Origin of the sequence: Helicobacter typhlonius (assembly GCF_001460635.1) — a bacterium.
GTDB classification, from domain to species: Bacteria; Campylobacterota; Campylobacteria; order Campylobacterales; family Helicobacteraceae; genus Helicobacter_C; species Helicobacter_C typhlonius.
Genome location: NZ_LN907858.1, coordinates 1,835,515 through 1,860,809, shown reverse-complemented (window position 1 = coordinate 1,860,809; position 25,295 = coordinate 1,835,515). Strand labels below are relative to the sequence as shown.

25 protein-coding genes and 1 pseudogene are annotated in these 25,295 nt (G+C 39.4%); 10 read left to right on the top strand and 16 right to left on the bottom strand.

Annotated elements, in window-relative coordinates; translation table 11 throughout:
- Positions 1-161: 161 nt before the first annotated feature.
- The 3 genes from BN2458_RS09265 to BN2458_RS10030 are packed head-to-tail and all read left to right on the top strand — an operon-like array spanning position 162 to position 859.
- Positions 162-371, top strand: coding sequence for an alkylphosphonate utilization protein (locus BN2458_RS09265; RefSeq protein WP_034325447.1), 210 nt, complete (start codon positions 162-164; stop codon positions 369-371).
- Between the two features lie 3 nt (positions 372-374).
- Positions 375-668: a hypothetical protein gene (locus BN2458_RS10035; protein WP_052082113.1), complete on the top strand. Its 294-nt coding sequence runs from the start codon at positions 375-377 to the stop codon at positions 666-668.
- Positions 656-859 carry a hypothetical protein gene (locus BN2458_RS10030; RefSeq protein ID WP_052082114.1) on the top strand — a complete coding sequence of 68 codons (204 nt, stop codon included), beginning with the start codon at positions 656-658 and terminating at the stop codon, positions 857-859. Before BN2458_RS10035 ends, BN2458_RS10030 begins: the two co-directional genes overlap by 13 nt.
- A 358-nt stretch (positions 860-1,217) precedes the next feature.
- Here BN2458_RS10030 and BN2458_RS10130 read toward each other — a convergent pair whose 3' ends face one another.
- The 4 genes from BN2458_RS10130 to dnaG form a co-directional block, all read right to left on the bottom strand.
- Positions 1,218-1,361: a hypothetical protein gene (locus tag BN2458_RS10130; protein ID WP_162845532.1), complete on the bottom strand. Its 144-nt coding sequence runs from the start codon at positions 1,359-1,361 to the stop codon at positions 1,218-1,220.
- A gap of 20 nt (positions 1,362-1,381) precedes the next feature.
- On the bottom strand, positions 1,382-1,642 hold the full coding sequence (locus BN2458_RS09250) for a hypothetical protein (protein ID WP_034343510.1): 261 nt from the start codon (positions 1,640-1,642) through the stop codon (positions 1,382-1,384).
- A 65-nt stretch (positions 1,643-1,707) separates the two neighbouring features.
- On the bottom strand, positions 1,708-2,754 hold the full coding sequence (locus tag BN2458_RS09245) for a 7-cyano-7-deazaguanine synthase (RefSeq protein ID WP_138109511.1): 1,047 nt from the start codon (positions 2,752-2,754) through the stop codon (positions 1,708-1,710).
- Entirely contained in the window at positions 2,732-4,495 is a 1,764-nt protein-coding gene (gene dnaG / locus BN2458_RS09240) for a DNA primase (RefSeq protein WP_231944788.1), read from the bottom strand. Before dnaG ends, BN2458_RS09245 begins: the two co-directional genes overlap by 23 nt.
- A 259-nt stretch (positions 4,496-4,754) precedes the next feature.
- Between dnaG and groES the strand changes: the two are divergent.
- Together groES and groL are read left to right on the top strand one after the other, a co-directional pair.
- Positions 4,755-5,018, top strand: a pseudogene (groES, locus tag BN2458_RS09235) (co-chaperone GroES); the annotation flags it as partial.
- A 30-nt stretch (positions 5,019-5,048) separates the two neighbouring features.
- The gene (gene groL / locus BN2458_RS09230; RefSeq protein ID WP_034325408.1) at positions 5,049-6,683 is read left to right on the top strand and encodes a chaperonin GroEL; all 1,635 of its coding nucleotides are present in this window, start codon (positions 5,049-5,051) and stop codon (positions 6,681-6,683) included.
- Positions 6,684-6,838: 155 nt separating this feature from the next.
- On the opposite strand, the gene BN2458_RS09225 is transcribed toward groL, so the two are convergent.
- Both BN2458_RS09225 and BN2458_RS09220 read right to left on the bottom strand, forming a co-directional pair.
- Positions 6,839-7,627, bottom strand: a complete 789-nt coding sequence (locus BN2458_RS09225) for a DUF5131 family protein (RefSeq protein ID WP_052082043.1) — start codon at positions 7,625-7,627, stop codon at positions 6,839-6,841.
- Between the two features lie 111 nt (positions 7,628-7,738).
- Positions 7,739-10,435, bottom strand: coding sequence for a phosphoenolpyruvate carboxylase (locus BN2458_RS09220; protein ID WP_081951346.1), 2,697 nt, complete (start codon positions 10,433-10,435; stop codon positions 7,739-7,741).
- A gap of 147 nt (positions 10,436-10,582) precedes the next feature.
- Between BN2458_RS09220 and ilvC the strand changes: the two genes are divergently transcribed.
- The 3 genes from ilvC (at position 10,583) to BN2458_RS09205 (ending at position 13,836) form a co-directional block, all read left to right on the top strand.
- Positions 10,583-11,608, top strand: a complete 1,026-nt coding sequence (ilvC, locus tag BN2458_RS09215; RefSeq protein ID WP_034325407.1) for a ketol-acid reductoisomerase — start codon at positions 10,583-10,585, stop codon at positions 11,606-11,608.
- A gap of 113 nt (positions 11,609-11,721) precedes the next feature.
- Entirely contained in the window at positions 11,722-12,846 is a 1,125-nt protein-coding gene (locus tag BN2458_RS09210; RefSeq protein ID WP_052082044.1) for a cation diffusion facilitator family transporter, read from the top strand.
- Positions 12,847-12,852: 6 nt separating this feature from the next.
- A complete protein-coding gene (locus tag BN2458_RS09205) occupies positions 12,853-13,836 on the top strand; it encodes a radical SAM/SPASM domain-containing protein (protein WP_052082045.1) in 984 nt (327 codons plus the stop codon).
- Between the two features lie 301 nt (positions 13,837-14,137).
- On the opposite strand, the gene BN2458_RS09200 is transcribed toward BN2458_RS09205, so the two are convergent.
- From BN2458_RS09200 to BN2458_RS09185, 4 genes are all read right to left on the bottom strand, one after another.
- Complete coding sequence (locus BN2458_RS09200) at positions 14,138-14,872, bottom strand: amino acid ABC transporter ATP-binding protein (protein WP_034325405.1); 735 nt, start codon at positions 14,870-14,872, stop codon at positions 14,138-14,140.
- Positions 14,869-15,564 (bottom strand): amino acid ABC transporter permease, encoded by a 696-nt coding sequence (locus BN2458_RS09195; RefSeq protein ID WP_034325404.1) that lies wholly within the window; start codon positions 15,562-15,564, stop codon positions 14,869-14,871. Before BN2458_RS09195 ends, BN2458_RS09200 begins: the two co-directional genes overlap by 4 nt.
- On the bottom strand, positions 15,564-16,331 hold the full coding sequence (locus tag BN2458_RS09190; RefSeq protein WP_034325403.1) for a transporter substrate-binding domain-containing protein: 768 nt from the start codon (positions 16,329-16,331) through the stop codon (positions 15,564-15,566). The genes BN2458_RS09195 and BN2458_RS09190 overlap by 1 nt, the downstream gene beginning before the upstream one ends.
- Before the next feature lie 70 nt (positions 16,332-16,401).
- Entirely contained in the window at positions 16,402-17,169 is a 768-nt protein-coding gene (locus BN2458_RS09185; protein ID WP_034325402.1) for a substrate-binding periplasmic protein, read from the bottom strand.
- Positions 17,170-17,525: 356 nt separating this feature from the next.
- On the opposite strand from BN2458_RS09185, the gene BN2458_RS09180 reads away from it, so the two are divergent.
- Complete coding sequence (locus BN2458_RS09180) at positions 17,526-18,590, top strand: polysaccharide pyruvyl transferase family protein (protein WP_058122096.1); 1,065 nt, start codon at positions 17,526-17,528, stop codon at positions 18,588-18,590.
- A gap of 327 nt (positions 18,591-18,917) precedes the next feature.
- Here the strand turns inward: BN2458_RS09180 and BN2458_RS09175 are convergent, their stop codons facing one another.
- The 6 genes from BN2458_RS09175 to cutA all read right to left on the bottom strand — a co-directional run bounded on the left by BN2458_RS09175 (position 18,918) and on the right by cutA (position 24,014).
- Positions 18,918-19,940: an LLM class flavin-dependent oxidoreductase gene (locus tag BN2458_RS09175; protein WP_034342197.1), complete on the bottom strand. Its 1,023-nt coding sequence runs from the start codon at positions 19,938-19,940 to the stop codon at positions 18,918-18,920.
- 21 nt (positions 19,941-19,961) lie between these two features.
- A complete protein-coding gene (locus BN2458_RS09170) occupies positions 19,962-20,969 on the bottom strand; it encodes an ATP-grasp domain-containing protein (RefSeq protein ID WP_011116054.1) in 1,008 nt (335 codons plus the stop codon).
- The gene (locus tag BN2458_RS09165) at positions 20,959-22,404 is read right to left on the bottom strand and encodes an LLM class flavin-dependent oxidoreductase (RefSeq protein WP_034342201.1); all 1,446 of its coding nucleotides are present in this window, start codon (positions 22,402-22,404) and stop codon (positions 20,959-20,961) included. The genes BN2458_RS09170 and BN2458_RS09165 overlap by 11 nt, the downstream gene beginning before the upstream one ends.
- Before the next feature lie 342 nt (positions 22,405-22,746).
- On the bottom strand, positions 22,747-23,010 hold the full coding sequence (locus BN2458_RS09160; RefSeq protein WP_034342203.1) for a hypothetical protein: 264 nt from the start codon (positions 23,008-23,010) through the stop codon (positions 22,747-22,749).
- A gap of 176 nt (positions 23,011-23,186) precedes the next feature.
- On the bottom strand, positions 23,187-23,408 hold the full coding sequence (locus BN2458_RS09155; protein WP_034325398.1) for a hypothetical protein: 222 nt from the start codon (positions 23,406-23,408) through the stop codon (positions 23,187-23,189).
- 108 nt (positions 23,409-23,516) lie between these two features.
- Positions 23,517-24,014, bottom strand: coding sequence for a divalent-cation tolerance protein CutA (cutA, locus tag BN2458_RS09150; protein ID WP_231944787.1), 498 nt, complete (start codon positions 24,012-24,014; stop codon positions 23,517-23,519).
- A 68-nt stretch (positions 24,015-24,082) separates the two neighbouring features.
- Here cutA and BN2458_RS09145 point away from each other — a divergent pair, with 68 nt between their 5' ends.
- Positions 24,083-25,294 (top strand): argininosuccinate synthase, encoded by a 1,212-nt coding sequence (locus BN2458_RS09145; RefSeq protein WP_034342433.1) that lies wholly within the window; start codon positions 24,083-24,085, stop codon positions 25,292-25,294.
- Position 25,295 lies beyond the last annotated feature (1 nt).

The following is a 25,295-nucleotide window of genomic DNA, read 5'->3' as shown; positions in this document are numbered from 1 at the left end:
TTAAGATATTTCTTCAATATACAAGCTTAAGCAAGGATTATGCCAAGCCTAAGCTTATGCTGCATTTAGGCTTATTCAAGACTTTATGCTTCGCACTCCTGCTTGATAAACGCCAACAAAGATTCTATAATGTCGCTTTATTTTATACAAAGGAACAACAAATGCCAAAAGATTCCAATGGATCGGAACTCAATGCAGGTGATAGCGTGAGCGTGATTAAGGATTTAAAAATTAAGGGTGCAAGTAGCACCATAAAACGTGGCACGACTATCAAAAATATCCGTCTCACTCATAAAGATGATGAGGTTGAGGCAAAGGTGGATAAATGCGGCGTGGTGGTGCTTAAAACCTGCTTTTTGAAAAAGGTGTAAGTTGTGAGTAATGTAAAGAAGCTATATGCGCTCATTTTAGCCCTGCCGCTTTGTCTTGTCTTTATATTCAGTGGGTGTGAAGGCTCTCCACAAGAAAAAGAAGCAAAGGCACAAAAAGCGGCGATTGAGGGCTATATGCAGGGGCTTTTTGGTGGCGATGTGCAAAAGTTTTTGCGCTATTCAAGTATTGGTTATTTTTTGCACACTTTGGGAGAAAGTCGAACGGCAAATCTCTTTGTGAGTGCAGAAAGCACGAGAGCTCAAATGGCAGGAGGCTTCAAAGGGTGGAGATTCTAAACATTACACCCCTAAAAAGCACATCTACCGAAGCAGAATCTACACAAGAGCCTCACTCAAGCCACGCTCAATCAAACCATCAAACACATCTCAATCAAGATTCCATTAATGAAGAGAAGGCAGTAAATGAAGCAGAGAAAGAAATGCCTCGGTCTATCGCGCAAGTGCGCATATACTTGGCAATGGCATAATGGAGGGTGAGATTGAGATTGTGAATTTGAAGCGAATGCGTGGATTGTTAATAGCAATTTAAGCCTCAAAGACGCTCCATTTATGCAAAATTTTTTTATGCGCTAGGCTGCGATTGGACTTTGTGCATAAAGATTCTAAAAACTCCACCGCAAAAGCCCGAACAAAAACTCACTATAAGTTAAAGTAGTGCGCATTTTAGAATCCTCTCAATGAGAATCCTCTAAAATCACCCCCCCCCCCGAGCGAAACAAAAAACACCCTACCACTCGCGCGATAGCAGCTATAATAAGTTTGAAAAGATTTGTTATAAAAGCACTTATATCAAGGTTTGTTAGGGCTAAATCTCATCTTGAGATGTTATGCTTTTGGTGGAAAATATCGTAGGAGGCATAAACATAGCCCCGCACACAGGCACACAATAGCTATGCCACTAAATGCCTCAAAATAGCCAAATGGCTGACTTAAGTCCCATACACGCATACCCATAATCTCAAAGCCCATTTTCGCTCCTTAACATCATATTATGGCATTGATTGCGCACATTTTGTATTTGCAGTATTGCCTCCACAAACATTTGCTTGTCGTGCAGTAATAAGTCCTCCCCCTCTGCATTGAGCTACATAACTATCATTTACAAATCCATATCTATTCTTTTTGATAGTGATTTCTGAAGGTGTGCAACCTATGGAGCTAGAAGCCATATGAGCGAGACTTCCTTTAAGCATACAGCTTGTATTACATAGAGTTAAAAATCTTATGAGAAAGGCAACCGCGCATTTCATAATAACTCCTTCATTCATAAACCTCTAAAAAGTGCAGTATTCTAGCAGATTAAAGTTTAAAATTTTTACATCAAAAGCAAATAGTTCTGTGCTTTCTCTCGCTCAAGCGACATAAGATGATGAATTTTCTCTCCAATCTGCACCTGATATGCCCTGCCAGATTCAGTTTTGCCATAGCTTAGTGCAATGCGCCCAGCGAGAATCTTATCCTCCTCTCCTGCGTCCTTTTCCACAAGTCCAAGCGGTCCCACACAATCTAGCAATATGATTTGCTCCATTTGCGGATTGCTTTGCGCGAGTTTGGTATTCTCCTCCTCATTGCGTGCAATCACACATCTCGCACCATTTTCTAGCACAAGGTAGCGTCCCACTTTTACCATTTCTATATCTTCAAAGTGCATTTGACGATGCGAGGTTAAATCCTTAATCTTTAATGCCACAGAATCTTGAGTTAATAAACACCCACCGCCGGGCTTTTCAAAATATTTGAATCCATACTCTTTAATCATTTCAAGTTGTCGTGTGCGCCCTCTTCCGCTCACATCAAGCAGCTCCTCACGATTAACCCAGCCCATCTTTTCAGGGAAGCTTGGCTCTAAAAGCTTTGCACTCATTGGGCGCAAAAGCAGTTCATCAAGATATTGCGGTTTGCTTGTATCGCTGCCATCACGGCTTAAAATACTATCAAATTTAGAATCCGCCCCGATTTTACGCACAAGACTCCGCACCTGATCAAGGGCTTGTTTGCGCTGACTTTTTGGACGCTGTCCTAGCACCTCGCCGCTTATGACAAAATCCGCACCCACTTTCAGCAGATAATCAAACGCATTGCCAAACATATTAGCGTGGCAATCAATGCAGGGATTAAAATATTTACCATAACCATATTTTGGCTTGAAAAGCACATCGTTGAAAAATTGTCGTTTGATGTCTAAGATTCTAAGCTCTACGGGGATTTGAGCGGTGGCATTGTGGAAATATTCAAGTTTGTCCTTGTTCCCGCCAAAGCCTATATCAAAGTGCAAGGCAATTACATCAATGCCTTGGTCTTTGAGGAGTTTCATAGAAATAAGGCTATCACAGCCTCCGCTAAAAAGTGCTAATGCTAACATATGCGAGTAGTTCTCCTTGTTTTAATCGTAGGATTTTGTGTTTTATGTCTCTAATCATATCATTTTTGCGCATTAAACTTAGATTCTTAGTTTGTGGAATCTGCGCTAAAAGGCGCGTGTAGGCTTGAGCGATAAATAATCGCAAATGTTCTTTAAGGCTCTCCAAATCCGGAAGTGCTCTTATGCTCTCATTGAGGCTTATGCCTAGAATCTGGGGCTGTTCGTATTGTTTGTTGAGGATCAGCATAAAGGCTTCTTTGTGTGTGCCAAAAATTGACGAATCGATATATTCAATCGCAAAGTCAATCAGTTCGGGTTTTTCGATGAAAGATTTAAGCAATGTGAGTTCGGCAAAATCTTGGCTATTTGTGATGAGGTGTGATGATACAGCAGGGGTTTGTGTGCGATGAGTGTGTATGAGGCGTATAGGCACGGAGAGCAAACGAGCTAAAAGGGGCTTATACTCTTCCTGCAAAAGTGGGCTTAGTGTATGTAAAAATTGTGTAGATTCAGTGAGTGCTTTTTCTTTTTGCAGGGGATTTTCAAGTGCGTAACTTTGGGCAATATGGGTGAGGATAAACTCAATAAAGGGCATAGGGGCAGCAAAAATCTCACTCAATTCATTAATTTGTTTATTGGCAACCATATCAGCTGGGTCTGCTCCGTCTCTAAAAATCACTACGCCACCCTCATAACTTTCTTTAGCAAGCATTTGCGCGGCTTTAAAGGCGGCATTTATCCCGGCTTTGTCTCCATCGTAGCTTAAAATGACTTTTGGTTCTCCTTTACGCAAAAGCGGCAAATGCTCTTTAGTTAGGGCTGTGCCAAGTGTTGCCACAGCGTAATCAAACCCGGCTTGATGAAGCATAATCACATCAAGATAGCCCTCACATACAATGATTTTTTTTTGTTTATAGATTTTGTCTTTTGCGATGTAGTAGCCATAAAGAAGTTGCGATTTATTGAAAACCTTGCTTTGGGGGGAGTTGATGTACTTTGCATTTGCATTGTTCATTGTGCGTCCGCCAAAACCCACAACCTTACCACTCGGGGAGTGAATGGGAAAGATAATTCTATCGCTAAATCGCGCATATTCTCGTCCATTGTCCCGCCCAATCACACCTAATTCGAGGCATTCTTCTTTGTTGAGTGCATTTTGACGAATAAAATTTAGACTTTCAAAGCTTGGTCCGCAATAGCCTAAGCGGAATTTTTCGACACTTGCATTTGCCACTTGGCGCGAAGCGAGATAATCAAGTGAGGGTTTGTGAGAGAGAAGATTCTTTTGATAAAAGCGCATCATCTCATCAAGCACGATAGAATCAGGCTTTTTTTCATAGCTCTTTTCCCACTCGAGCGTGAAGCTACTTATTGCGGCGATTTTCTCCACACTCTCTATAAAACTTAGTTTTTCATACTCCATAAGGAAGCTAATCGCATCGCCACCCACGCCACAACCATAGCAATGATAATATCCTTTCGCCTCACTCACAACAAAGCTTGGCGTTTTTTCGTTATGAAAGGGACAACACGCAATATAGTTGTTCCCCACTTTTTTAAGCTCCACATACGCACCGATAATCTCAATGATATTAATGTGTTGCTTGAGCTGCTCTATGGAGTGTTTGCTAATCATCAGTAGTGAGCCTTTTTTTGACTTTAAGATTCCAGATTCTGCACCATTTGCGTAAATTATGGCTATAAAATCTGCGATTTTATAGCCGCCACAATCTTGTCGCATAGGTTTTGGTATAAGTTCGTAAAACTAATTATAGAGGGCGAATTCTACATAAGTAAAGCTTAGTTTCTCTATATGTTACGATAGATTTTAAAAGTTTATAGAATCTAGCCTATATAAATTTAGTTTATTAGACTAAAGTTTATTTATAAATTAACTATAAAGTATTGACTTGTTTAACAAAAATATATAGAATTCTCGCACTTCAAAAATTAAGTGCTAATTTTTGATTGATTCATCATATTTTCACAAAGGAGACCCTATGAAATTTAGACCTCTAGGCGAGAGAGTTCTTGTAGAGCGCGTTGAGGAAGATACTAAAACAAGTTCAGGTATTATTATCCCCGATAATGCAAAAGAAAAGCCTCTCGTGGGTGTTATAAAAGCAGTAAGCGCGAAAATCAAAGAAGATAAGGTGCTGAAAGAAAATGACAAAGTCGTATTTGGCAAATATAAGGGTGCAGAAATCAAGCTAGATTCTAAAGAATACATAGTTTTAGAGCTAGATGATATTTTGGGCGTTCTTGAGAAATAAATTATATTAAAGGAGTGAGAAATGGCAAGCAAAGAGATTCAATTTTCGGATAATGCACGAAACAAATTGTATGAGGGTATCAAGCAACTAAATGACGCGGTAAAGGTAACAATGGGACCAAAGGGGCGCAATGTTCTTATTCAAAAAAGCTATGGTGCACCGACTATCACAAAAGATGGCGTATCTGTGGCAAAAGAGATTGAGTTAGCCGACCCTATCGCAAATATGGGCGCACAGCTTGTAAAAGAAGTCGCAAGCAAAACCGCTGATGCTGCAGGTGATGGCACAACGACAGCCACCGTTTTGGCACATAGCATTTTCAAAGAGGGCTTACGCAATATTACAGCTGGAGCAAATCCCATTGAGGTTAAGCGCGGTATGGATAAAGCAAGTGAAGCGATTATCGCGGAGCTTAAAAAAGCAAGTAAGAAAGTTGGTGGTAAGGGTGAAATTGCACAAGTAGCGACTATTTCGGCAAACTCTGATGTAAAAGTAGGCGAATTGATTGCTGAAGCTATGGATAAAGTAGGCAAAGACGGCGTTATCACTGTGGAAGAAGCAAAGGGTATCAATGATGAGCTAAGTGTGGTTGAGGGTATGCAATTTGATAGAGGCTACCTCTCTGCATATTTTGTAACAAACACTGACAAAATGGTCGCGCAGCTTGAGAATCCTTATGTGCTTTTGACTGATAAGAAAATTTCAAATATGAAAGAAATTCTGCCCCTACTTGAAGCGACTATGCAAAGTGGCAAACCGCTTTTAATTATTGCTGAAGACATTGAGGGTGAAGCTTTGACAACTTTGGTTGTAAATAAATTGCGAGGTGTATTGAATGTATCTGCTGTGAAAGCTCCGGGCTTTGGCGATAGAAGAAAAGCAATGCTTCAAGACATCGCTATCCTCACAGGCGGACAAGTGATTAGTGAGGAGCTTGGCAAAACTTTAGAGGCGGCTACTTTGGCGGATTTGGGAAGTGCTGCTCGTGTAGTGATTGATAAGGATAATACAACAATCGTAGATGGCAAGGGCAAGGCTACAGAGGTAAAAAACAGAATCGCCCAAATCAAAACAGAGATTGAAAACACTACAAGCGATTATGACAGAGAAAAATTGCAAGAGAGACTAGCTAAGCTTAGCGGTGGAGTAGCAGTTATCAAAGTAGGTGCTGCAACTGAAGTAGAGATGAAAGAAAAGAAAGACCGCGTAGATGATGCGCTTTCTGCTACAAAGGCAGCAGTTGATGAAGGCATCGTAATCGGTGGTGGTTCTGCGCTTATTCGTGCTTCGCAAAAAGTAAAATTAAACCTTAGTGGCGATGAAGCCATTGGCTATGACATTATCAAGCGCGCCATTAGAGCTCCTTTGGCACAAATTGCTACAAATGCTGGATATGATGCGGGTGTGGTGGTAAATGAAGTCGAAAAAGGCACAAAAGATACAGGATTCAATGCTGCGAGTGGTGAATATGTGGATATGTTTAAAGCAGGTATTATTGACCCACTTAAGGTTACTCGTATTGCGTTGCAAAATGCGGTATCAGTTTCAAGTATGCTTTTAACAACTGAAGCAACAATCAATGAAATCAAAGAAGATAAACCAGCTCCAGCAATGCCTGATATGGGTGGAATGGGCGGTATGGGTGGAATGATGTAACAAACAAGCCCTATCTCACATTCTTAGCAATTCTATCCCTTGAGATAGGGATAGAATCCGCAGTATTAAACTACACGCGTAAATAAAAGCCTTAACTCATATTGCATAATTCTCCCTATACAATACTCTAATTACCCCCTATTTTGTCTAACTTTTTAAGTTTCTACACTAAAAAGTCCCCTTTTTTCGTTAAGTTCTTTGCAGTGTGGTGCGTGAAGAGGTGCTATATCAATATTCGCCTTTTTGGCTTGGATTCTTTGGAGGTGTTTTGGAATCTTATAGAGTTTGCCATCTTTTAAAAACATCGCACCTGTTTGGTGGAAGTGAAATTTAATACCCGCTTCATAGGCTTGTTTTCTTAAACTTAGCACCCATTTATAATCACATATTCTTGCCTTATAGCCGCTTTCTCCTCCCGCAGAGATGAGTTCTATATTGGCAAGATAAGATTCTATATGAATCTCCTCTAATAGTGGCGCACAAATTACCCAGCGATGTTTGATGGGCAAAGCGCATAAAAGAGGGATTCTCTGCTTGGCGTGTTTTTGGTTTTCTGCACTCACACCTATGATCACATTTTCATATCCATTGCCCCAGTCCCTCGGCAACACAGATTGTAATCGCTCAATGCGTTTAGTGAAAAATACAAAATGCACATTTCTGCGAATACGCATAATCTCCCACGCTCTATTTCGCCATTCATCAGCTTGTGGAAGCAAAAAATCGCTACTTAAACAAGTATATACTAATGTATTATCAGGTATGTGATATTCGCCATTTCTGCGCTTTTTGAGAGGATATTCAAAGTTTTTATTGAGGCAAATGTGTTTTGTATCTCGTTTATGGATAGAATCAATGCTATAAATAAAGCAGTTTTTGCAACCCTCACTTATCTTAAAGCAGCCGTGCCAAGGATTCCACGAGGCAGAGTGATAATTCTCCATAATATTCCTTAAACCAAAATGTATAAGATTCCATACATTAGCACGATAACTCGGACAAATAGGCAAAATAGAATCTACGCCATTAAGCTTATCTGCACAAGTATTTGGGTTTTACCCTGTGTTGCGAATGCCTTGCGCAATACCTACAATTGTGGCGTGGATTTGCTCTAGGATTCTGCCCTTTGCTTTCTCGTATGGGGAACTTTGATATTGCTTGATAAGCTCGATTTGCGTGAGGTTAAGTACACTCAAATAGGGCCTACGCAAGAGGATAGATTCGCGAATTGCCATTTCAGAATCTAGTAGCCTATGCTCTCCACGCAAATACAAAAGATTTTCAAGTGTGAGATTATATTGACTATAAATGCACTCCCAAATGCGCTCCCGCACCGCTTTATCTGTTACAAATGTGCTATAAAGCTTGGCAATGTCTAAATCCACTTTAAGCATAGCCTGTGAGATATTATCAATGGTAGTTTTGAAAAATAAAGACAGCTCATAGCAATCTTTAAGCGCATTTTTATCCACACGACTTAAGCCACTGCCTAGCCCATACCACGCAGGGATAATGGCGCGATTTTGCGTCCAGGCAAATACCCACGGAATTGCGCGTAAATCCTCTACTTTTTGCGAATCTTTGCGTTTGCTCGGGCGTGAGCCGAGATTAAGATTTTGTATAAAAGCTATGGGTGTTGCCATTTTAAAATAGCTCATAAAGCCCTTGTCTTCATAGACTAATGCGCGGTAGCTTTCAAATGAGCCAATAGATACAGGCTCAAGCAATGCCATAATATGCGCATCACTCTCACACGCGCCATTCATGCAAAAAGTATCCGCCACACTCTTTTTGAGTAAAGCACCTAATGTGCTTGAAAAATTCTTTGTAGCAATGTGTTTATTGAGGTATTTTGCGCTTATCATTTCGCCCTGTTCGGTTGTCTTAAGCGTGTTATGCACACTTTTTGGTGCAGACGAGAGGAGTGCTTCTTCTAGGCTTCCTCCGCCACGAGACACGCTTCCGCCTCGTCCGTGAAAAAAGCTAATGCTAATGCCTAGTTCATCTTGCAAATGCGTAAGGCTCGTAATGGCGCGGTGGAGGTTGTAATTACTCGCAAAAATCCCCCCGTCCTTGCTTGAATCCGAATAGCCCACCATAACTTCTTGCGTGTTATTATTGTCATAGAGATATTGCCTATAATGCGCATTTGTGTGTAGTATGCGGATAATGTTTTTCGCCCTCTGCAAATCATCTATGGTCTCAAAAAGTGGTGTAATAGAAATATACGCCTTGCCGCTTTTAGCCTCTTGTTGCTTTCCTGCTTTCCACAATCCGCTTTGTTTGGCAAACCACAGCACACAGAGCAAATCACTTGCTTGTGTGCTCATAGAGACGATAAAGCTTTGCAAAATATGCCTAGAGATGTGTTTTCTTGCCCATTGTATGCGTAAAAATGCTCCTACAAGCCGCTGCGACTGCGCACTTAGCTGTTGAATAATAATATTTAAATCATATTTTTTATTCAAGGCGAGGTTGAGAATCTCGCACTTTTTGTTTTCATTCAAGTCTTTAAAGTCGCTATCACTTAAGCCTAGTAGGCAAAAAATCTCGCTAATCGTGTTTAATACCACATCTCTATGCTCCCTAAAGTCAAGGCGCAATAAATGAAATCCTCCCAAAAGCACCAAATGGCGAAATTCTTTCAGTCCTTGTGCAGAGAGAGGGTCTAAAGATTCCATAAGCAAATCAATATCATCTAAAAGTTCTTTAGAATCTGCGTAAGTGAAGTCAATATTATCCGGCGCATTAATGGCTATGAGGCGATTTTGTAGTTTTTTGCGCATAAGGTAGAGCTTGGCGCGAAAAGGCTCTTTTGCAAAGAGTGTTGCCTCGCTACTAGGAAGTTCGTGTATTTGGCTTTGGATAGAGAGCATAAGTGCGCGTGAGGGCTTGACAAAGTCAATTGAGAGCGAGAGTTCGCGTATAAGCCTATCGCACTTGCTAATGTAGGATTCAATAATCGCCTTATGCGCAATTTTCATTACTTTTGTGAGTATCTCATTACTTACATAGGGGTTACCATCTCTATCGCCTCCTACCCAGCTTCCTAAGGTAATAGGAGAGGCTTCTAGCGGTTTATCAAGCAAGTTTTGTATGTATGTAAGCACCTGTGCGGCAGATTCTAAAACGGAACTTTCAATGATATAAAGTAAATTATCAAGTTCATAGAGAATCTCCATTTTTTCACTACGCACCAAATGTGTTTGCCAGAGGAGTTTTAGCCGACAGAGGAGCTGATTTTTTGCTTTTTCGTCATTGTATGCGAAAATATCCTTGATGTTTTCGCTCATTTGATGATGTGCCTCTAGGAATGTGCGGCGGCGAGATTCTGTGGGGTGAGCGGTAAAGACAGGATAGAATCTTAAATGCTCCAAAACTTCTAGTATTTCAGGCATTTCATAACCCTCTTTGTTAAGCTCTTGCAGGGCTTGAGAGAGTTTATTTGCCTCTGTGTTGCCACTGATATTGAGCTCCTCGATGATATTAAGGAGCATATGATAGAGGGTAAAAGCCTTTATTATCGGCAGTATTTTGTTTTGCTCTTTGAGTGTGGAGAGTGTGGATAGAAGCGTTTTATTATCTTGCTTTTCGATGGATTCTTTTATCGTTATAAAGGTATTTTTTAGCTCACAATCAATCGTTTGGAGCAAACTCGTAATGCTTTCAAAGACAAATTCAATCTGCGAGGGTTGAAGCAGGGCGGAGCTAGTAGATGGGACTTTAGAGTCTTTATGTGAGTTTTTTGGCATAGGTGTCCTTTGTATCTTTTAAAGATGATTGAGTGTTTTTGCGTAGATTCTTATAATTAATTCTAGAATTAATTATAACTAAGTTTGTTTTAACTATAATCCAAGTTTTATTTTAACAAGAGTGCGGACGCCTCGAAAGGAAAGTAAATGGCATTACAAGTGTATTACGACAAAGATTGTGATTTAGGGCTTATTCAAAAGAAAAAGGTTGCCGTGATTGGCTTTGGAAGTCAAGGACACGCACACGCAGAAAACTTGCGAGATTCTGGCGTTGAGGTGATTATCGGGCTATATCGTGGCGGCTCTAGCTGGAGCAAGGCTGAAGCAAAGGGCTTTAAGGTGCTTGAAGTGAGTGAGGCGACAAAAGCGGCTGATGTGATTATGATTTTAATCCCCGATGAGTTGCAAGCTGATGTATTTGCAAAGGATATTTTGCCTTCTTTAAGCGAGGATAAAATCATTGCATTTGGACACGGATTTAATATCCATTTTGGGCAAATCAAAGTTCCCAAAGGCGTGGGCGTGATTATGGTCGCACCAAAAGCCCCGGGTCATACCGTTCGCAGTGAGTTTGTCAAAGGTGGCGGAATCCCCGATTTAATCGCAGTAGAGCAAGATACAAGCAGAGGCGATGCTAAAGCCATTGCGCTAAGCTATGCAAGTGCGATTGGTGGCGGACGCAGTGGAATCATTGAAACAACTTTCAAAGATGAAACAGAAACAGACTTATTTGGCGAACAAGCGGTGCTTTGTGGCGGGGTTACAAGCCTTGTAAAAGCTGGATTTGAAACTTTGGTCGATGCAGGGTATCCTGAAGAAATGGCGTATTTTGAATGCTTGCACGAGCTAAAGCTCATTGTGGATTTGATTTATGAGGGAGGACTAGCTAATATGCGCTATTCTATCTCAAACACTGCAGAATATGGCGATATGGTTAGCGGTCCGCGCGTGATTAATGCAGAATCTAAAAAGGCGATGAAAGAAATTCTTAAAGACATTCAAGAGGGGCGATTTGCTAAAGACTTTATTTTAGAGCGCAAAGCAGGATATGCAAGAATGAATGCAGAGCGCAAGAATCTTGCTCAACATAAAATTGAACAAGTAGGTGGGAGATTAAGGACGATGATGCCTTGGATTGGCGCAAATAAATTGGTGGATAAGGATAAGAATTAGTGGGCATTAGAATCTGTCCTCTTCTGCAAGACTGCTAAAAAAAGGGGGTAGATTCTAAATAAACTCGCCCCTTAGCCAAAATCAAACAAAACGCAAAAGTGCAAAGGCATAAAATGGCACAAACTCCGCAATATCCCTATGAATCCTCCCTCACACCTCGAAACGATAAGACATATCTTGGCTATGGCACGAGTGTGCGTGGCAATAAAACACGTTTTAGCTCACGCAAAGAAAGTGCGCATAGCTTGCATACGAGGCAAAGGAGCAAGGAAAGTGCCAAATCGCATTTTGCAAACCTCAAAGTTTCACTACAAGATGTGCTTAAAGCCGCGCAAAAAGAACAATTTGTGTTAAAAGTTTCGATGTTTAGTGCGCTTATACTTGCTATTTTTGGTATCGGCTTTGGGATTTATGTCAAGTCTATGGCGGTTATTTTTGATGGTTTTGTGGCTCTTATTAGTGTGGGATTAGGTGCGTTAAGCGTGGTTACCTCGCGCTATATCTACAAAGAGGACGATGATATTTTTCAGTATGGCTATGTGCGCTTTGAACCAATGGTTAATCTCTTTAAGTCCCTCGTGCTCGTCTTTGTGTGTGTTTATGCCTTTATCAATGCGATTCAAAGTATTGTCAATGGTGGCTATGAGGTGGAGCTGGGCGGCGCAGTGCTTTATAGCTTGTGTGCCTTTGCGTTTTGTGGTGTGCTGTTTGTCTATACGCTCCTTTACACGAGGATTCTAGAATCTGATTTGATTAAGGTTGATAATACCGAGTGGAAAATTGATTGTGTGTTGTATTTGGGCGCATTGGTGGCATTTGGGGCGATATATATGCTGCCTCATTTTGGCTTTGATACGCATTCAAGCACATTTGCGCGCTACATCGACCCTGCGCTTTTGGCTATTTTGTCCTTGCTTTTGTGTGTTTCGCCTGTTCGCATTGCCATAGCGAATTTTAAAGATTTGGTTATGGTCGCGCCCCCCGAGATTGATGAGAAAATCACGCAGATTATGGAATCTTTGAGTGCGGAATTTGGCTTTAGCGACTACGATACGCACGTGGCAAAATCAGGCAGATTCTATATGGTAGAGGTGAATATCCTCACCCACGAGCATTTTAAACCTGTGAGTATGCAGGAGTTTGATAGCATTCGTGAGCGCATAGAAAAAGCCCTTGAGATACCAAGCTACAAGATTTGGCTTTCTGTCAGTTGGACAGCAAATCCAAAGTGGCTTTAGAATCTAATGCAAAATCTCATTGCTGTGGATACTAGAATGCAAAGCTTTATTGATGCTATCGTGCTTTTAAGCACATCTATTACCGATAGGGAGCTACAAAAACAGATTCTCAAACATTATTTGCGACTCGTGGAGCTTGAGATTGCGAGTTTTTGCAATCGCACTTGTTATTTTTGCCCAAATGCTCATATAGATAGAAAGAGCACGAGCACAGAGCTAGATGAGGCGGTTTTTTTGAAGATTCTTAATAATCTTGCAGAGATTGAATATAGTAAGGACATTAGCTTTCATCGATTCAACGAGCCTTTAGCAAACAAAGAGCTTATACTTAAACGTGTAAGACAAACTCGACAAAAATTACCAAAGGCAAAGTTGAATATTTTTACAAATGGTGATTATGTTTCAAAATCATATTTAGAGGAGCTAAGGGACGCAGGGATAAATTGGATACTTATGTCCTACTACCCTACGCAAAAGCATTTTGATAGGGAGCAGATTCTTAAAGCTATGCAAAAGATGCAACAAAAATTAGGCTTAGAATCTAAGCTTGTGTGGGATAAGAAACAAGAATACCGCATATCTTTTGTAATGGAGGGGTTAGAGCTATACTATCGTGCTAGGAATCCAAATGCAATGGGCTCATCACGAGGTGGTTCGGTAGATTTAATGAAAAACTCCCAATCTACCCAATCAGGCTGCTTTCAAAGTGCGATGAGTTTTTATGTGGATTATAATGGGCTTGTGATGCCCTGCTGCAATACAAGGAGCGATGAGAAAGGGCACGAGCCATTTATTATAGGTGATTGTAAAAAGCAAGATATGTTTGAGATATTTTTCTCCCACAAGTGTGTGAATCTCCGCCGAGAGTTGTTTGCCAATACTGCTTCTTCGCACAATGAATATATACGCAAAATTTGCGCAGATTGTGAGCAGGGCTATCGGTGGAAAGAAATATTTTTTGAAAAATCGTTAGAGCCTGTGGGTTTATAGAATCTAGACTGATTGCATATTTGTGGGGATTATAGATTTTGTGTTGAGTCTTCTATGCATTTTTGTTGTATAAGGGGAGGGGACAAAAATTTGCAAGAGTGGTTTTATCAACACACACAAATTATTTCTTGTTTTGTATATTGTTTGTGATATATCGCTCGCCTTTATAATGCTTTTAATGCCACACTTTGTGTGATTTAAGTTGTGGATAAAGACATACTCTCCGCATAAACCTTGTGTATCTGTGGTAGAGGCGCAAAAGCGGCGGGATTTTAGAGCGAGATTCTAAAAGTTTATAGAATCACCCAAGTTGCGAGACTTTAGCGAGGAAATTGCGCACTCTTTCGTGTGTAGGGGATTCAAAAAAGGCTTTCGCACTCTTTTGTTCGATAATCTCCCCATCACTCATAAAGATGATTCTATCTGCTATTGCTTGAGCAAATTTTAGTTCGTGGGTAACGATAAGCATTGTTTTGCCCTTGATATTTTTTATCACCTCAAGTACATCGGCGATGAGCTCCACATCAAGTGCGGAAGTTGGTTCATCAAAAAGCATAATATTAGGATTTAACGCCAATGCCCGAGCAATCGCCACGCGTTGCTGCTGTCCGCCACTTAGCTCATAGGGATATGCTTTTATCTTTTGGGCTAGTCCCACAGATTCTAGTTGTGCTATGGCAAGGCTTTGCGCCTCCTTTTTTGGCATTTTTTTGACGACTATGAGTGCCTCGCTGACATTATCTAAAATGTTTTTATTCACAAAAAGATTGAAGTTTTGAAATACCATAGCCGATTTTTGGCGCAGGGCAAACATCTCTTGTTTGCTAAAGTTGGCAAAATCAAGACTTAAATCATCAACGAGAATACGCCCGCTATCTGGCTTTTCAAGCAGATTGATACTGCGTAAAAGTGTGCTTTTACCCGCGCCACTTGGTCCAATAATCGCCACGATTTCGTTGTCATTTATGCGCAGATTAATATCCTTTAGCACCGCGTGTTGATGAAAGGTCTTGTTGATATGGCTAAGTTCTATCATTTGGCATATTTCTTTCTAAATTTAGCAAAATACTTTTCGATTCTAAAAAATATCGTTTCAAGCACTACGCATAGCACCCAATACATCAGTGCAGTCATAAGATACACTTCTAAAAATTTTGAGCTTCTGCCAGATTCTATATCCGCTAGTCCCATAAGCTCGGGCACTGTGATAATCGAAGCGAGAGCGGTATTTTTGACTTGTATAATGAAAAAATTAAGCAAATTTGGTAGTGTAATCATAAAGGCTTGGGGCAAAATAATGCGCCTTAAAGCTTGTGTATTAGTCATTCCCAGTGCATAGGCGGCTTCAATTTGTCCCTTATCGACTGAAAGCAAAGCCGCGCGGAAAATTTCGCATAAATATGCACTTGCATAGAGCGAAAATACGATGAGCGCGTAATAGAGGCTATCAAAATTATGAAAATCAATGTGAATGTCATAGTATTGCAAGAAAATAGGCAAGCCATAATAAAACATAAAGAGCTGCACCAAAAGCGGTGTGCCACGAAAAAATGAAATGTAAAGCATTAGGAGACGATTGATGTATTTGACTTCAAATACGCGAATGAGCGCAAAGATAAAGCCTATCACACCACCGCAGACAAATGAGCCAAGTGCGAGGAAAAATGTCAGCGGAAGTGCAGGAAGTAGGGTAAAAAATGTGTTTAAAAAATAAGCTCCATCAAACATTATTTGCTTAAATCCTGCCCAAAATATTGAATGCTCAATTTGCTTAAATCTTTAGAATCTATCGCTTTTTTAAGGGCTTTTGACACCTTGTCTTTAAGCGCGGTATCTTTTTTATTAAACACAAAATATACCGGCGTTTTATCGAGAATAATCTCTGTCGCCTTGAGGTTGATATTTTGTGCCTTGGCAATGTTTATGGAGCTAATTGGCTCACCTATGATTGCTTGGATTCTATTCGCTCCCAAATCCGCAATGAGCGCAGGAGGATTCTTATAATATTTTATCTCTATTTGCAAATCCTTGTGCGCCTTGAGGTAATTTTCTAAATCCCGCGCGTAGTTTGAGCCTACGCTCACACCGATTTTTTGATTATTAAGCTGCTTGAAGTCCGTGATGTTTTGATTTTCGCGCACAATCACCCCGCTAATGTCGTTAAAATAGGGATAATCTGAAAAGATATATTTTTCCTCGCGCTCCTTTGTTTTGGTGATTTGGTAAGCAAGGAGGTCGAATTTACCGCTATCTAGTCCGGGAAATACTGCATTCCATTGCACTCCGTTAAATTTGAAATTAAGCCCCTTGTCGTGTTTGTTTAAGATTTTTAGCACATCAATATCAAAGCCGTCCATTTGATTCTTGTCATTCACAAAGGCAAATGGGCGATAGGCATTGCCTGTGCCAACTTCAATGGGTTTTGTAGGGCTTGATGCGAAGATAGAATCTGACACAAGTCCAAGTAAAAATAAAACAAAAAGTATCTTTTTCATTCGCTTCCTTTATGTGTGAGTTTGCTTTGAGCTAGATTTGGTTAGAATCTAGCCAAGTTTGTTTGAGATTCTATAACTCAGAATCTGCCTTGAGTATTTGGAAATATTCCTCACCAAAATATTGTGCTTGAAGCGTGGCGATTTTACCATTTTTCACAGCTTTTTCCATTGCTTTATCGATAATTTTTGCAAGTTTTGCACTATCCTTGCGGTAGATGAGATACACAGGCACTTTTTCAAAATAAAATTTCGCAGGAGTGATTGTAATTTTTTGCGCTTTAGCATAATCCTGCGCGGCGATAGGATTATTTACCATAGCGTGGATTCGCTTATTTTTCAAATCCGCCACGAGTGTGGAGCTTGTCTTATAATACACGATTTGAATCTCCAAATCTTTGTGATTTGCAAGATATTCTTCAAGATTCTTAGCGTGATTTGAGCCAATCGTTACGCCAATTTTTGCACCTTTAAGTTCCTTTATATCGCTAATAGGCGTATTTTTTAGGCTAATAAGTGTGCTTACATCATAAAAATAAGGATTTTTTGAAAAGATATATTTTTCCTCGCGCTCCTTTGTTTTGGTGATTTGATTTGCGATAATGTCAATTTTTTTTGCATCGAGCGCACTAAAAAGCGCGTTCCAATTAAGCGGACTAAACTCGAGCTTAGAATCTTCCACATAAGTAGAAATAGCCCTCATCACATCATTATCAAAGCCGCTTGGCTCACCTTTTTCATTGAGATATGCAAATGGCTTGTAGGCATTTTCACTCCCTACCCTTAGCTCTAAGCTAAAACTAAGGCTAAAGGCAAGAAGTAGCAAGGTAACAATTCTCATTTATGCTCCTTTATTGTTATATATTGCTTGATGTTGATTGTCCATCTAGTTTGAATGCAAAGTGTCAAGGTGTTGAAATATTTATGATGTGTTAGATTACCATTAAAAGGTTAAATTTTTCGTAACTCTATGAGTAAATATTTAGCTTTGCCTTTTTATTTTAGACGTTGTATAAAGCAGGAGCGAAACTCTATTTTATATTTGTAGGAACTCAAAAATGCCCGAGATTCTGTAACTTATGATAGAATCCGCAAGGTTTTTAAGGTGGCAAGGTTATAAGCATTGTTTAATGCGATATATTTTTGCATTATTTTATGCCACAAAGTTGTTGTGAAATGTTTTAAGGAGCAGGTCTAATGCCGCAAAATTTCCTAGAATGGGATACAAATTGTTATGGAGAAAAAATACTTGTATTCAGGGATTTGATTATTCCTAATGATAATGCAAGTATTGCCAAAAATCATTTTCTACTTTTTACTTATACGAGGCATAAGGTGGAGGTGAAGCACTCAAATTTGGGGGATTTTATCCAAAGCATTGCTACCAAATCTGCGATTTCTACGCTGTTTCCACAAGCGAATTTTACATATTTTGATAGAGATTCTCTCACAAGCTTTCATATACCAGCAAAGGAGGGAGAGGGTAATATCCTCATACCTGCTGTTATGCAAGGTTGGTTTGCGCGCAACTCGCATTTTATTCCCAATAATGAGATTTTACCTATTTTTGTTGGCACACATTTCACTCCACCCATATATCAATTTTTAGAATATTTTGTTATCTATTATCCGTGGTTTTTCCAAAATAAAGATATTGGTTGTAGGGACTTTGAGACGCTTAGATTCTGCAAAGATTTAGGGCTAAATGCCTATCTTTCACGATGTCTTACGATAACCCTGCCAAGACGAGATGAGGTTTTAGCAAAGAATGTAAACGATATTTTTTTAGTGAATCTTGCAGAGGAATACCTGCCCTACATTCCCCAAGACATACAAGAAAATGCGCAAAAAGTCAATCAACGATATGTGGATTATCACTCACTTAGCGAGGATTTATATACAAGGAGTTTGAATCTACTCGATGATTACAAGAAAAGAGCGAAGTTAGTCATTACCGGCGCTCTGCACTGCGCCTCACCCTGCATAGCAATGGGAATCCCTGTTGTGCTTATTTCAAAAGATGAGGAAACTATCAATCGCTTCTCGGCACTTAAGGGGATTGTGCCTATTTGGACTTTCGAAGATTTAAAAAATGGGCGCGTTAATTTTAATCCACAGAGTGTAGATATAGAATCCCTCAAAAAAGATATGCTAGAAAATCTAAGACTTAGCATTTTACAAGAATTTGGTGAAAGCGTGGATATGAAGCACTTAGCGGAGATTCGCAAAACAATCGCGGAATTTGATATTGTCAATGAGTGATGGGATTCTGTTAAAGATTTACCCTATTTATGTGGCAAGTTTATAAAATTTTGGCTACTCTAGCACTTCAGGTAGTTTCCAGCCTGATTTTACATATTTCTTTGTCTCTTAAAATCCAAAAAACGCTTTCCTAGTTTCTTATTTTTTGCATTGCAAAAGCAGTTTTGCCACATAAGGTTTCCCCCACAAGGGAGGGCAAGTAATGGAAAATAAAGCCCATTTTATGAAAGAAAGAGGTGTAAAAGCAGATTCTAAATGACTTTAGAATCTAAAATGGCTATCAAATCTTTAAAATTTGTTTTTTTGTTTCTTAAAGCTACGCAAACATTACTTCACCAAAGGCATAAGCTCTTTGGCAATGCGCTCAAGTTCTTCTTTCATAGGCGCACATTGCACAATAAGCAGATTAAGTCCTGCTTCCTCATACGCCTTGATTTTTTGTGCTACTTGCTTAGCTGTGCCGACAAGATTAGAGCGCAAACCACGATTAGAAACGCTATAATCATATTTAGAGACTTCTACATCAAGTTGGGAATTGCCTGTGAAATTCTTATAGGAATTTTCATAATCTGCATAATTTTTAATCGTTGTGATTCTTTCTAGCTCTTTTAAGGCTTCTTCCTCTGTGTCTCTAATGATAATATAAGTAGCCATTCCAAAGCCTTTAAAAGGTGCTAATCCAGCCTTTTGTTTTCTTCCTTTCATATCAGCAATTTTTTCTTTGACTTCTTCTATTGTGCCTCCGTGCATTAAATATTTATCTGCAAACTGCGTAATGGCTTCTCTTCCTCTTTCGCTCTCTCCTCCGGCATATACAAGTGGCATTTTAGGAGGTTTAGGTTCATTAAATGAATTTTCAAAACTAAAGTATTTGCCTTTATGATTAAGAGGGCTTTTGCTCCAAAATCCCCTTAAAACATCAGTATATTCGTGTGTAAGGGCGTATCTATCATCGTGCCCATCAAAGCTTATCCCATATTGTCTCGCTTCCTCTGCCCACCACGCTGACACCATATTAATACTAAATCGCCCACCACAAATTTGTGAAATCGTAGCAATTTGCTTTGCTGTGAGAGCAACCTGATGATATTGTGGGCGCAAGGCTGCTAGAATCTCAATTTTTTTCGTAATTGCTGCCAATCCATTAGCAATAGACCACGCATCAAGAGCAGGAGCTTTTTCACCTTTAATATCATTAAGGTAGAGCTCTGGCACGAGTGTAAGCACATAACCGAGTTCTTCAGCGCGCAGTGTCAAATCTTTGATATACTCCCACGAGCCTTGAGTGCTATCATCATCAACATTTCTAAGCCAACTTCCCCAAACAGGTGTCCAATATCCAAATTCCATAAATGCCTCCTTGAGATTAAATTAACGATTTTTTTGCCATTCTGCATTAAGAAAGGCTACGATTCTATCTGCTGCTCTGTGAGAAGCCTTAGATTCCACAGATTTATTATAATTAGTATTTGTATTAATATCATACACGACTAATTCACCTTGTGTGTTTTCCATAAACTCTACGCCTGCAACTTCAATTTTATGTGCGTGTAAAAATGTTTCAAGTTTTGCAATAAGTGGTGTTTGTGCGTTAATATCTTCTCTAATGCTAAATTTATCTCCGCTTGTCTCGCACATTGCTCCTGCAATAGCGGGTGTAGAATCTTGTATCTCGCACATTCCACCAGCGAGTTTTGGTAAAGATTCAATATTGCACGCCTCTGCTGGACAAAGTTCAAATGAACCCGCACTTGTATCAACGCGCACAGCGTAGTGAAATTTACCACCAATAAATTCTGCACGAGTGATAAAAAATTCCTTGCTTTTAATATATTCTTGCAAGAGCGTAATACCATCAATCGCTTCCTCAAATGCAGCCGAATGCACATATTCTTTAAAAGATTCAAAGTTTTCAAAAAGTCTCACACCAAGCCCTTTACCGCCTTGATTATGTTTTGAGATAAAAGGTGTTTGCAATGTTTTTGCCACTTCAAGTAAATTTGTTTTACCAAAACAAGCATAAGTTTTTGGCGTTAAGAATCCTGCTGCATTAAGCGCAAGATATTGTTTGATTTTACTCACTTCAAATTCAAGCACCGATGAACCATTAATTACGCGCCTATTGTAAGAATGTAACCATTGTAAAATGGCGCGTCCATATTCTTTGGTATATTGATGTTCTCGTGTATGGCAAGATGCACTAAGTCGTGACCAAAATACTCCTTTAGGCGGTTCTTTGTCAAGATAGATAGCACCTTCTGTAAGGATTATTTCTTGAAATGGCACTTTTGCTCGTTCAAATGCCTCTTTAAAAGGTGGGATCCATTCTGGATTCTCGTGAATAATAAAAATGCCTTGTGGTAATGAATTATATAACATACTCTTCTCCTCTTAATTTTGGTCTCCCTGTCCCTGCATAATCGTTAATAGTGGATTTTTCGCCACCTACTCTATATTTTGAAGCAATATGTTCATTACCAAGTCTATCACCTTTACCAAAAAGCTTATGGCGCAAACTCCCTTGTGTATAAGATTGTTTATACACACCTCTTTTTTGCAATTCAGGCACAATAAATTCTACAACATCTTCAAAAGTACCCGGTGTTGTTGCATAGGCAAGATTGAATCCGTCCGCATCGCTGTATTCAATAAATTCTTGCAAAATATCTGCTACTTTTTGCGGACTTCCAACAAATTTTAGTCCTTGGCAGCCTATGCCTGTGAGTTTGATTAAATCTCTTAGTGTCCAAACTCTCCCATCATCTGTGGTAGAATTGCTCAAAGCTTCTACTTGTGCAACTATGGCATTTGATTTGATATTGTTTAGAGGGTCATCAAGCTTGTATTTAGACAAATCTACACCGAGCCAGCCTGAATTTATCACAAGTGAGCCCTCAACACTTGCATAAGAAAGCAAGTCTTTATATTTTGCTTCTGCAAGAGCATCGGTTGTATCAGTGATAATTGTCGCAAGAATATATATTTTTGCGCTATAAGGGTCTCTTCCCGCATTAATAAGTGCATCACGCACTTGTTTGACTGCGATTTTAGCATATTCTTTGGTGGGAGGCGCAATGAAAATTGCTTCTGCGTGTGTAGCGGCGAATTGTCTTCCACGAGGTGAATTTCCTGCTTGAAAGAGCACAGGTGTGCGCTGAATGCTTGGCTCGCATATATGGATTCCGGGCACATCAAAATATTTGCCGTGATGTCCTATGTGGTGAATCTTAGAAGGATTAGCGAAATCACCACTTTGTTTATCTAAAATTACCGCGTCATCTTCCCAGCTTCCTTCTAAAAGCTTATAAATAACTTCCATATACTCATCAGCAAGTGCATATCTTTCATCGTGAGGTAATTCACTCTCACCCATATTTTTATTGGCGCTTGGGAGATAACCTGTAACGATGTTCCACCCCACGCGTCCTTTAGTGAGATGGTCCAAAGTGCTTAACCTTCTTGCAAAAGGAAAAGGGTGCTCAAAAGGCACACCTGCAGTTACTCCAAAACCTAAATGTTGAGTAACTGCTGCGCCAATTACAGCAAGTTGTGTAGGGTCATTTACAGGCACTTGCAGAGCGGTTTTGAGCGCACCCAAATCATTCCCCCCATAAATGTCATATACCCCTATCACATCAGCGATAAAAACGGCATCAAAGAGCCCTTTTTCTGCAATTTTTGCGATATTTTGCCAATACTCAATATCTTTGTATCGCAGTGCTTGGTCTTTTGGGTATCGCCATAGTCCCGGGCTAAGGTGAGAAATACAATTCATTTCAAAGGCGTTGAAGTGGATAGGTTTTGCTTTTTTCATTGGATGCCTCCATTTTTTAGATTTTATTAAGTTCGTTTGAACTTATGAAGTGTATTATACTTACATTTTTTTAAAAATACAATATGTAATCATAAAAATTTGTATATTATTGCTACTTTTTTACTCATATTTTAAGATAAAATAAGAATCTACAGCATAGGCTAAAAGCAAATTCAACTATCACTTTCTTAATTGTGCCTGAATATAACTCATAAAAAATTTGTTAAAAGAAACGATAAGGAGATTGTATGTTTGTCATAAGAATGTAGTGTAATAAAGCCTACCCACAGACTTTATTACACGCGAAGAATAGAGAGATACTTAATCTTTAATCTAAGAAGATTACTTTTTAAGGAATCCTCCTACCGCACTTGCTGCTCCACCTGTTTTAGAATCAGCTTTATCTATAGCCTCTTTTTTCTTTTTTTCAGCTTCAGCTTTTGCTGCATCTACTGCTTCTTTTTTCTTCGCTTCGGCTATATCTTTTGCACTTTTTCCGCTTGAGAAGTCAGAAGCTGCTCCAAGAGCATTTCCTTTGACATCAAACGCACTTGCCATAGAGGCACTAAAGATGATTCCCATTGCTATTATGAATAATTTTTTCATAATATCTCCTTGTAATGTGAAAATTGTAGTGATAAACCACGAAAGGCAATTTGACAAAAAAAAAAAAAACGATTGGTAAATACACTTAAAATTTGAAATTGTTTTAAAATGGGGAAAAGTGATAGGAGAGAGTTTGTTGGCAGAATCTTTATGATTCTGCCAAGAGCCATAGAGTTTTATTTTTGCATTTGTTTCATCATTGCATCTTTTTTCTTTTTCTCTAGTTCTTTAGTTGTTGCAGATTTTACTTCTTTTTTCTTAGTAGAAGCTACTTGTTTTGCGCTTTTGCCATTTGCAATATCAGAAGCTGCACCATAAGTTTCTCCTTTGACATCAAACGCACTTGCCATAGAGGCACTAAAGATGATTCCCATTGCTATAATGAATAATTTTTTCATAATAGATCCTTTATATTAAAATTAGTAGGATAGCCTACGCACTCATTCTATAAGCGTAAAGAAAACAAATAGCAACAAGAAAATTTATTATCAAATATAATATTTTAGCTATGCACTCGGCTTTTGGAGTGTAAGAGTAAGCCAATTTTCATAAGAGGGTTGTGCTTTTGCCTCAAAAGCAATGATTTGAGGAATTTCATAGCTGTGATGAGTAAGGAGGAGTTTTTCAATTTCTTTATAATGCACAGGCAACGTTTTAAGAATAAGCAGATATTCGCTTTCTTTGCAAATTGTATCCTTACCTTTTTTCTGCCATACATAGCTGCTTTTTATTTTGTGCCTTTGCACGCACGCGCACAACCGAACTTGAAGCAAGATTTTAATAAGCTTTTTGGCTTCTTTCTTTGTGGGCGTTGTCGTATAAATAAGCAACATTAATTCTCCCTGTATCTTGTATTTGTGTAGCACACAGCAAAAAGCGATTTGTATCCTAAGTGCAGAATCTAAGCCTTTGAAAGCTGTATGTAATGGTGCAGATTCTAGCCTAGAATATTTAGCATTTGCCAAACCCACTTTATAGAATCTACACGAGCATAATCTCCACAATGCAGGTTTAAATCTTTTAGACTATAATGCCGTTTTTAGAATCTTCTACAAAAGTTAAGGAGCAGACAATGGCAATAAAAAAAGTTGTTTTGGCATATAGTGGCGGACTTGATACGAGTGTGATTTTAAAATGGCTCGGAGATAATTATCATTGTGAGGTGGTAACCTTTACAGCTGATATTGGGCAGGGTGAAGAGGTTGAACCTGCACGAGAAAAGGCTTTAAAGCTTGGTATAAAAAGTGAAAATATTTTTATTGAAGATTTAAGAGAGGAGTTTATCAAAGATTTTGTCTTTCCTATGTTTCGTGCAAATACAATTTATGAGGGAGAATATTTGCTTGGCACAAGCATTGCGCGCCCTCTTATTGCAAAAAGACTTGTTGAGATTGCTAAAAGTGTTGGGGCTGATGCCATAGCACACGGAGCGACAGGAAAGGGAAATGACCAAGTGCGATTTGAGCTCGGAGCCTACGCGCTTAATCCAGATATTAAAGTCATTGCTCCTTGGCGTGAATGGGATTTGAATAGTCGTGAAAAACTCTTAGCTTATGCAGAATCTGCAGGGATTGCTATTGAAAAAAAGCAAAATAAATCGCCTTATTCAATGGACGCAAACTTATTGCATATTAGCTATGAGGGACAGATTCTAGAAGACCCGAATGTAGAACCAGAAGAGGATATGTGGCGATGGAGTGTTTCACCACTTAATGCGCCAGATAAACCAGAATGTATTAGCATTGAGTTTCAAAATGGCGATGGCGTGGCGATAAATGGAGAAAAGCTAAGTCCTGCGAATTTTTGGGCAAAGCTCAATGAGCTAGGCGGAAAGCACGGCATTGGGCGGCTTGATTTGGTAGAAAATCGCTATGTGGGTATGAAATCTCGTGGGTGTTATGAAACACCCGGAGGCACAATATATTTAAAAGCTCATCGTGCGATAGAATCTTTGTGTCTTGATAGGGAAGAGGCACATTTAAAAGATTCTATAATGCCAAAGTATGCAGAGCTCATTTATAATGGCTATTGGTTTAGCCCAGAGCGCGAGGCATTACAAGCACTTATTGATAAGACACAGCAAAAAGTAAGTGGAGTAGTGCGCCTTAAGCTCTATAAAGGGAATGTCATTGTTATAGGGCGAGAATCTAAAAATTCTTTATTTAATGCAGCATATAGCACTTTTGAGGAAGATTCTGTATATAATCAAAAAGATGCCGCAGGGTTTATTAAACTTAATGCTTTGCGTTTTATCATCGCAGGAAAGGCAAATAGGGATAAATAAG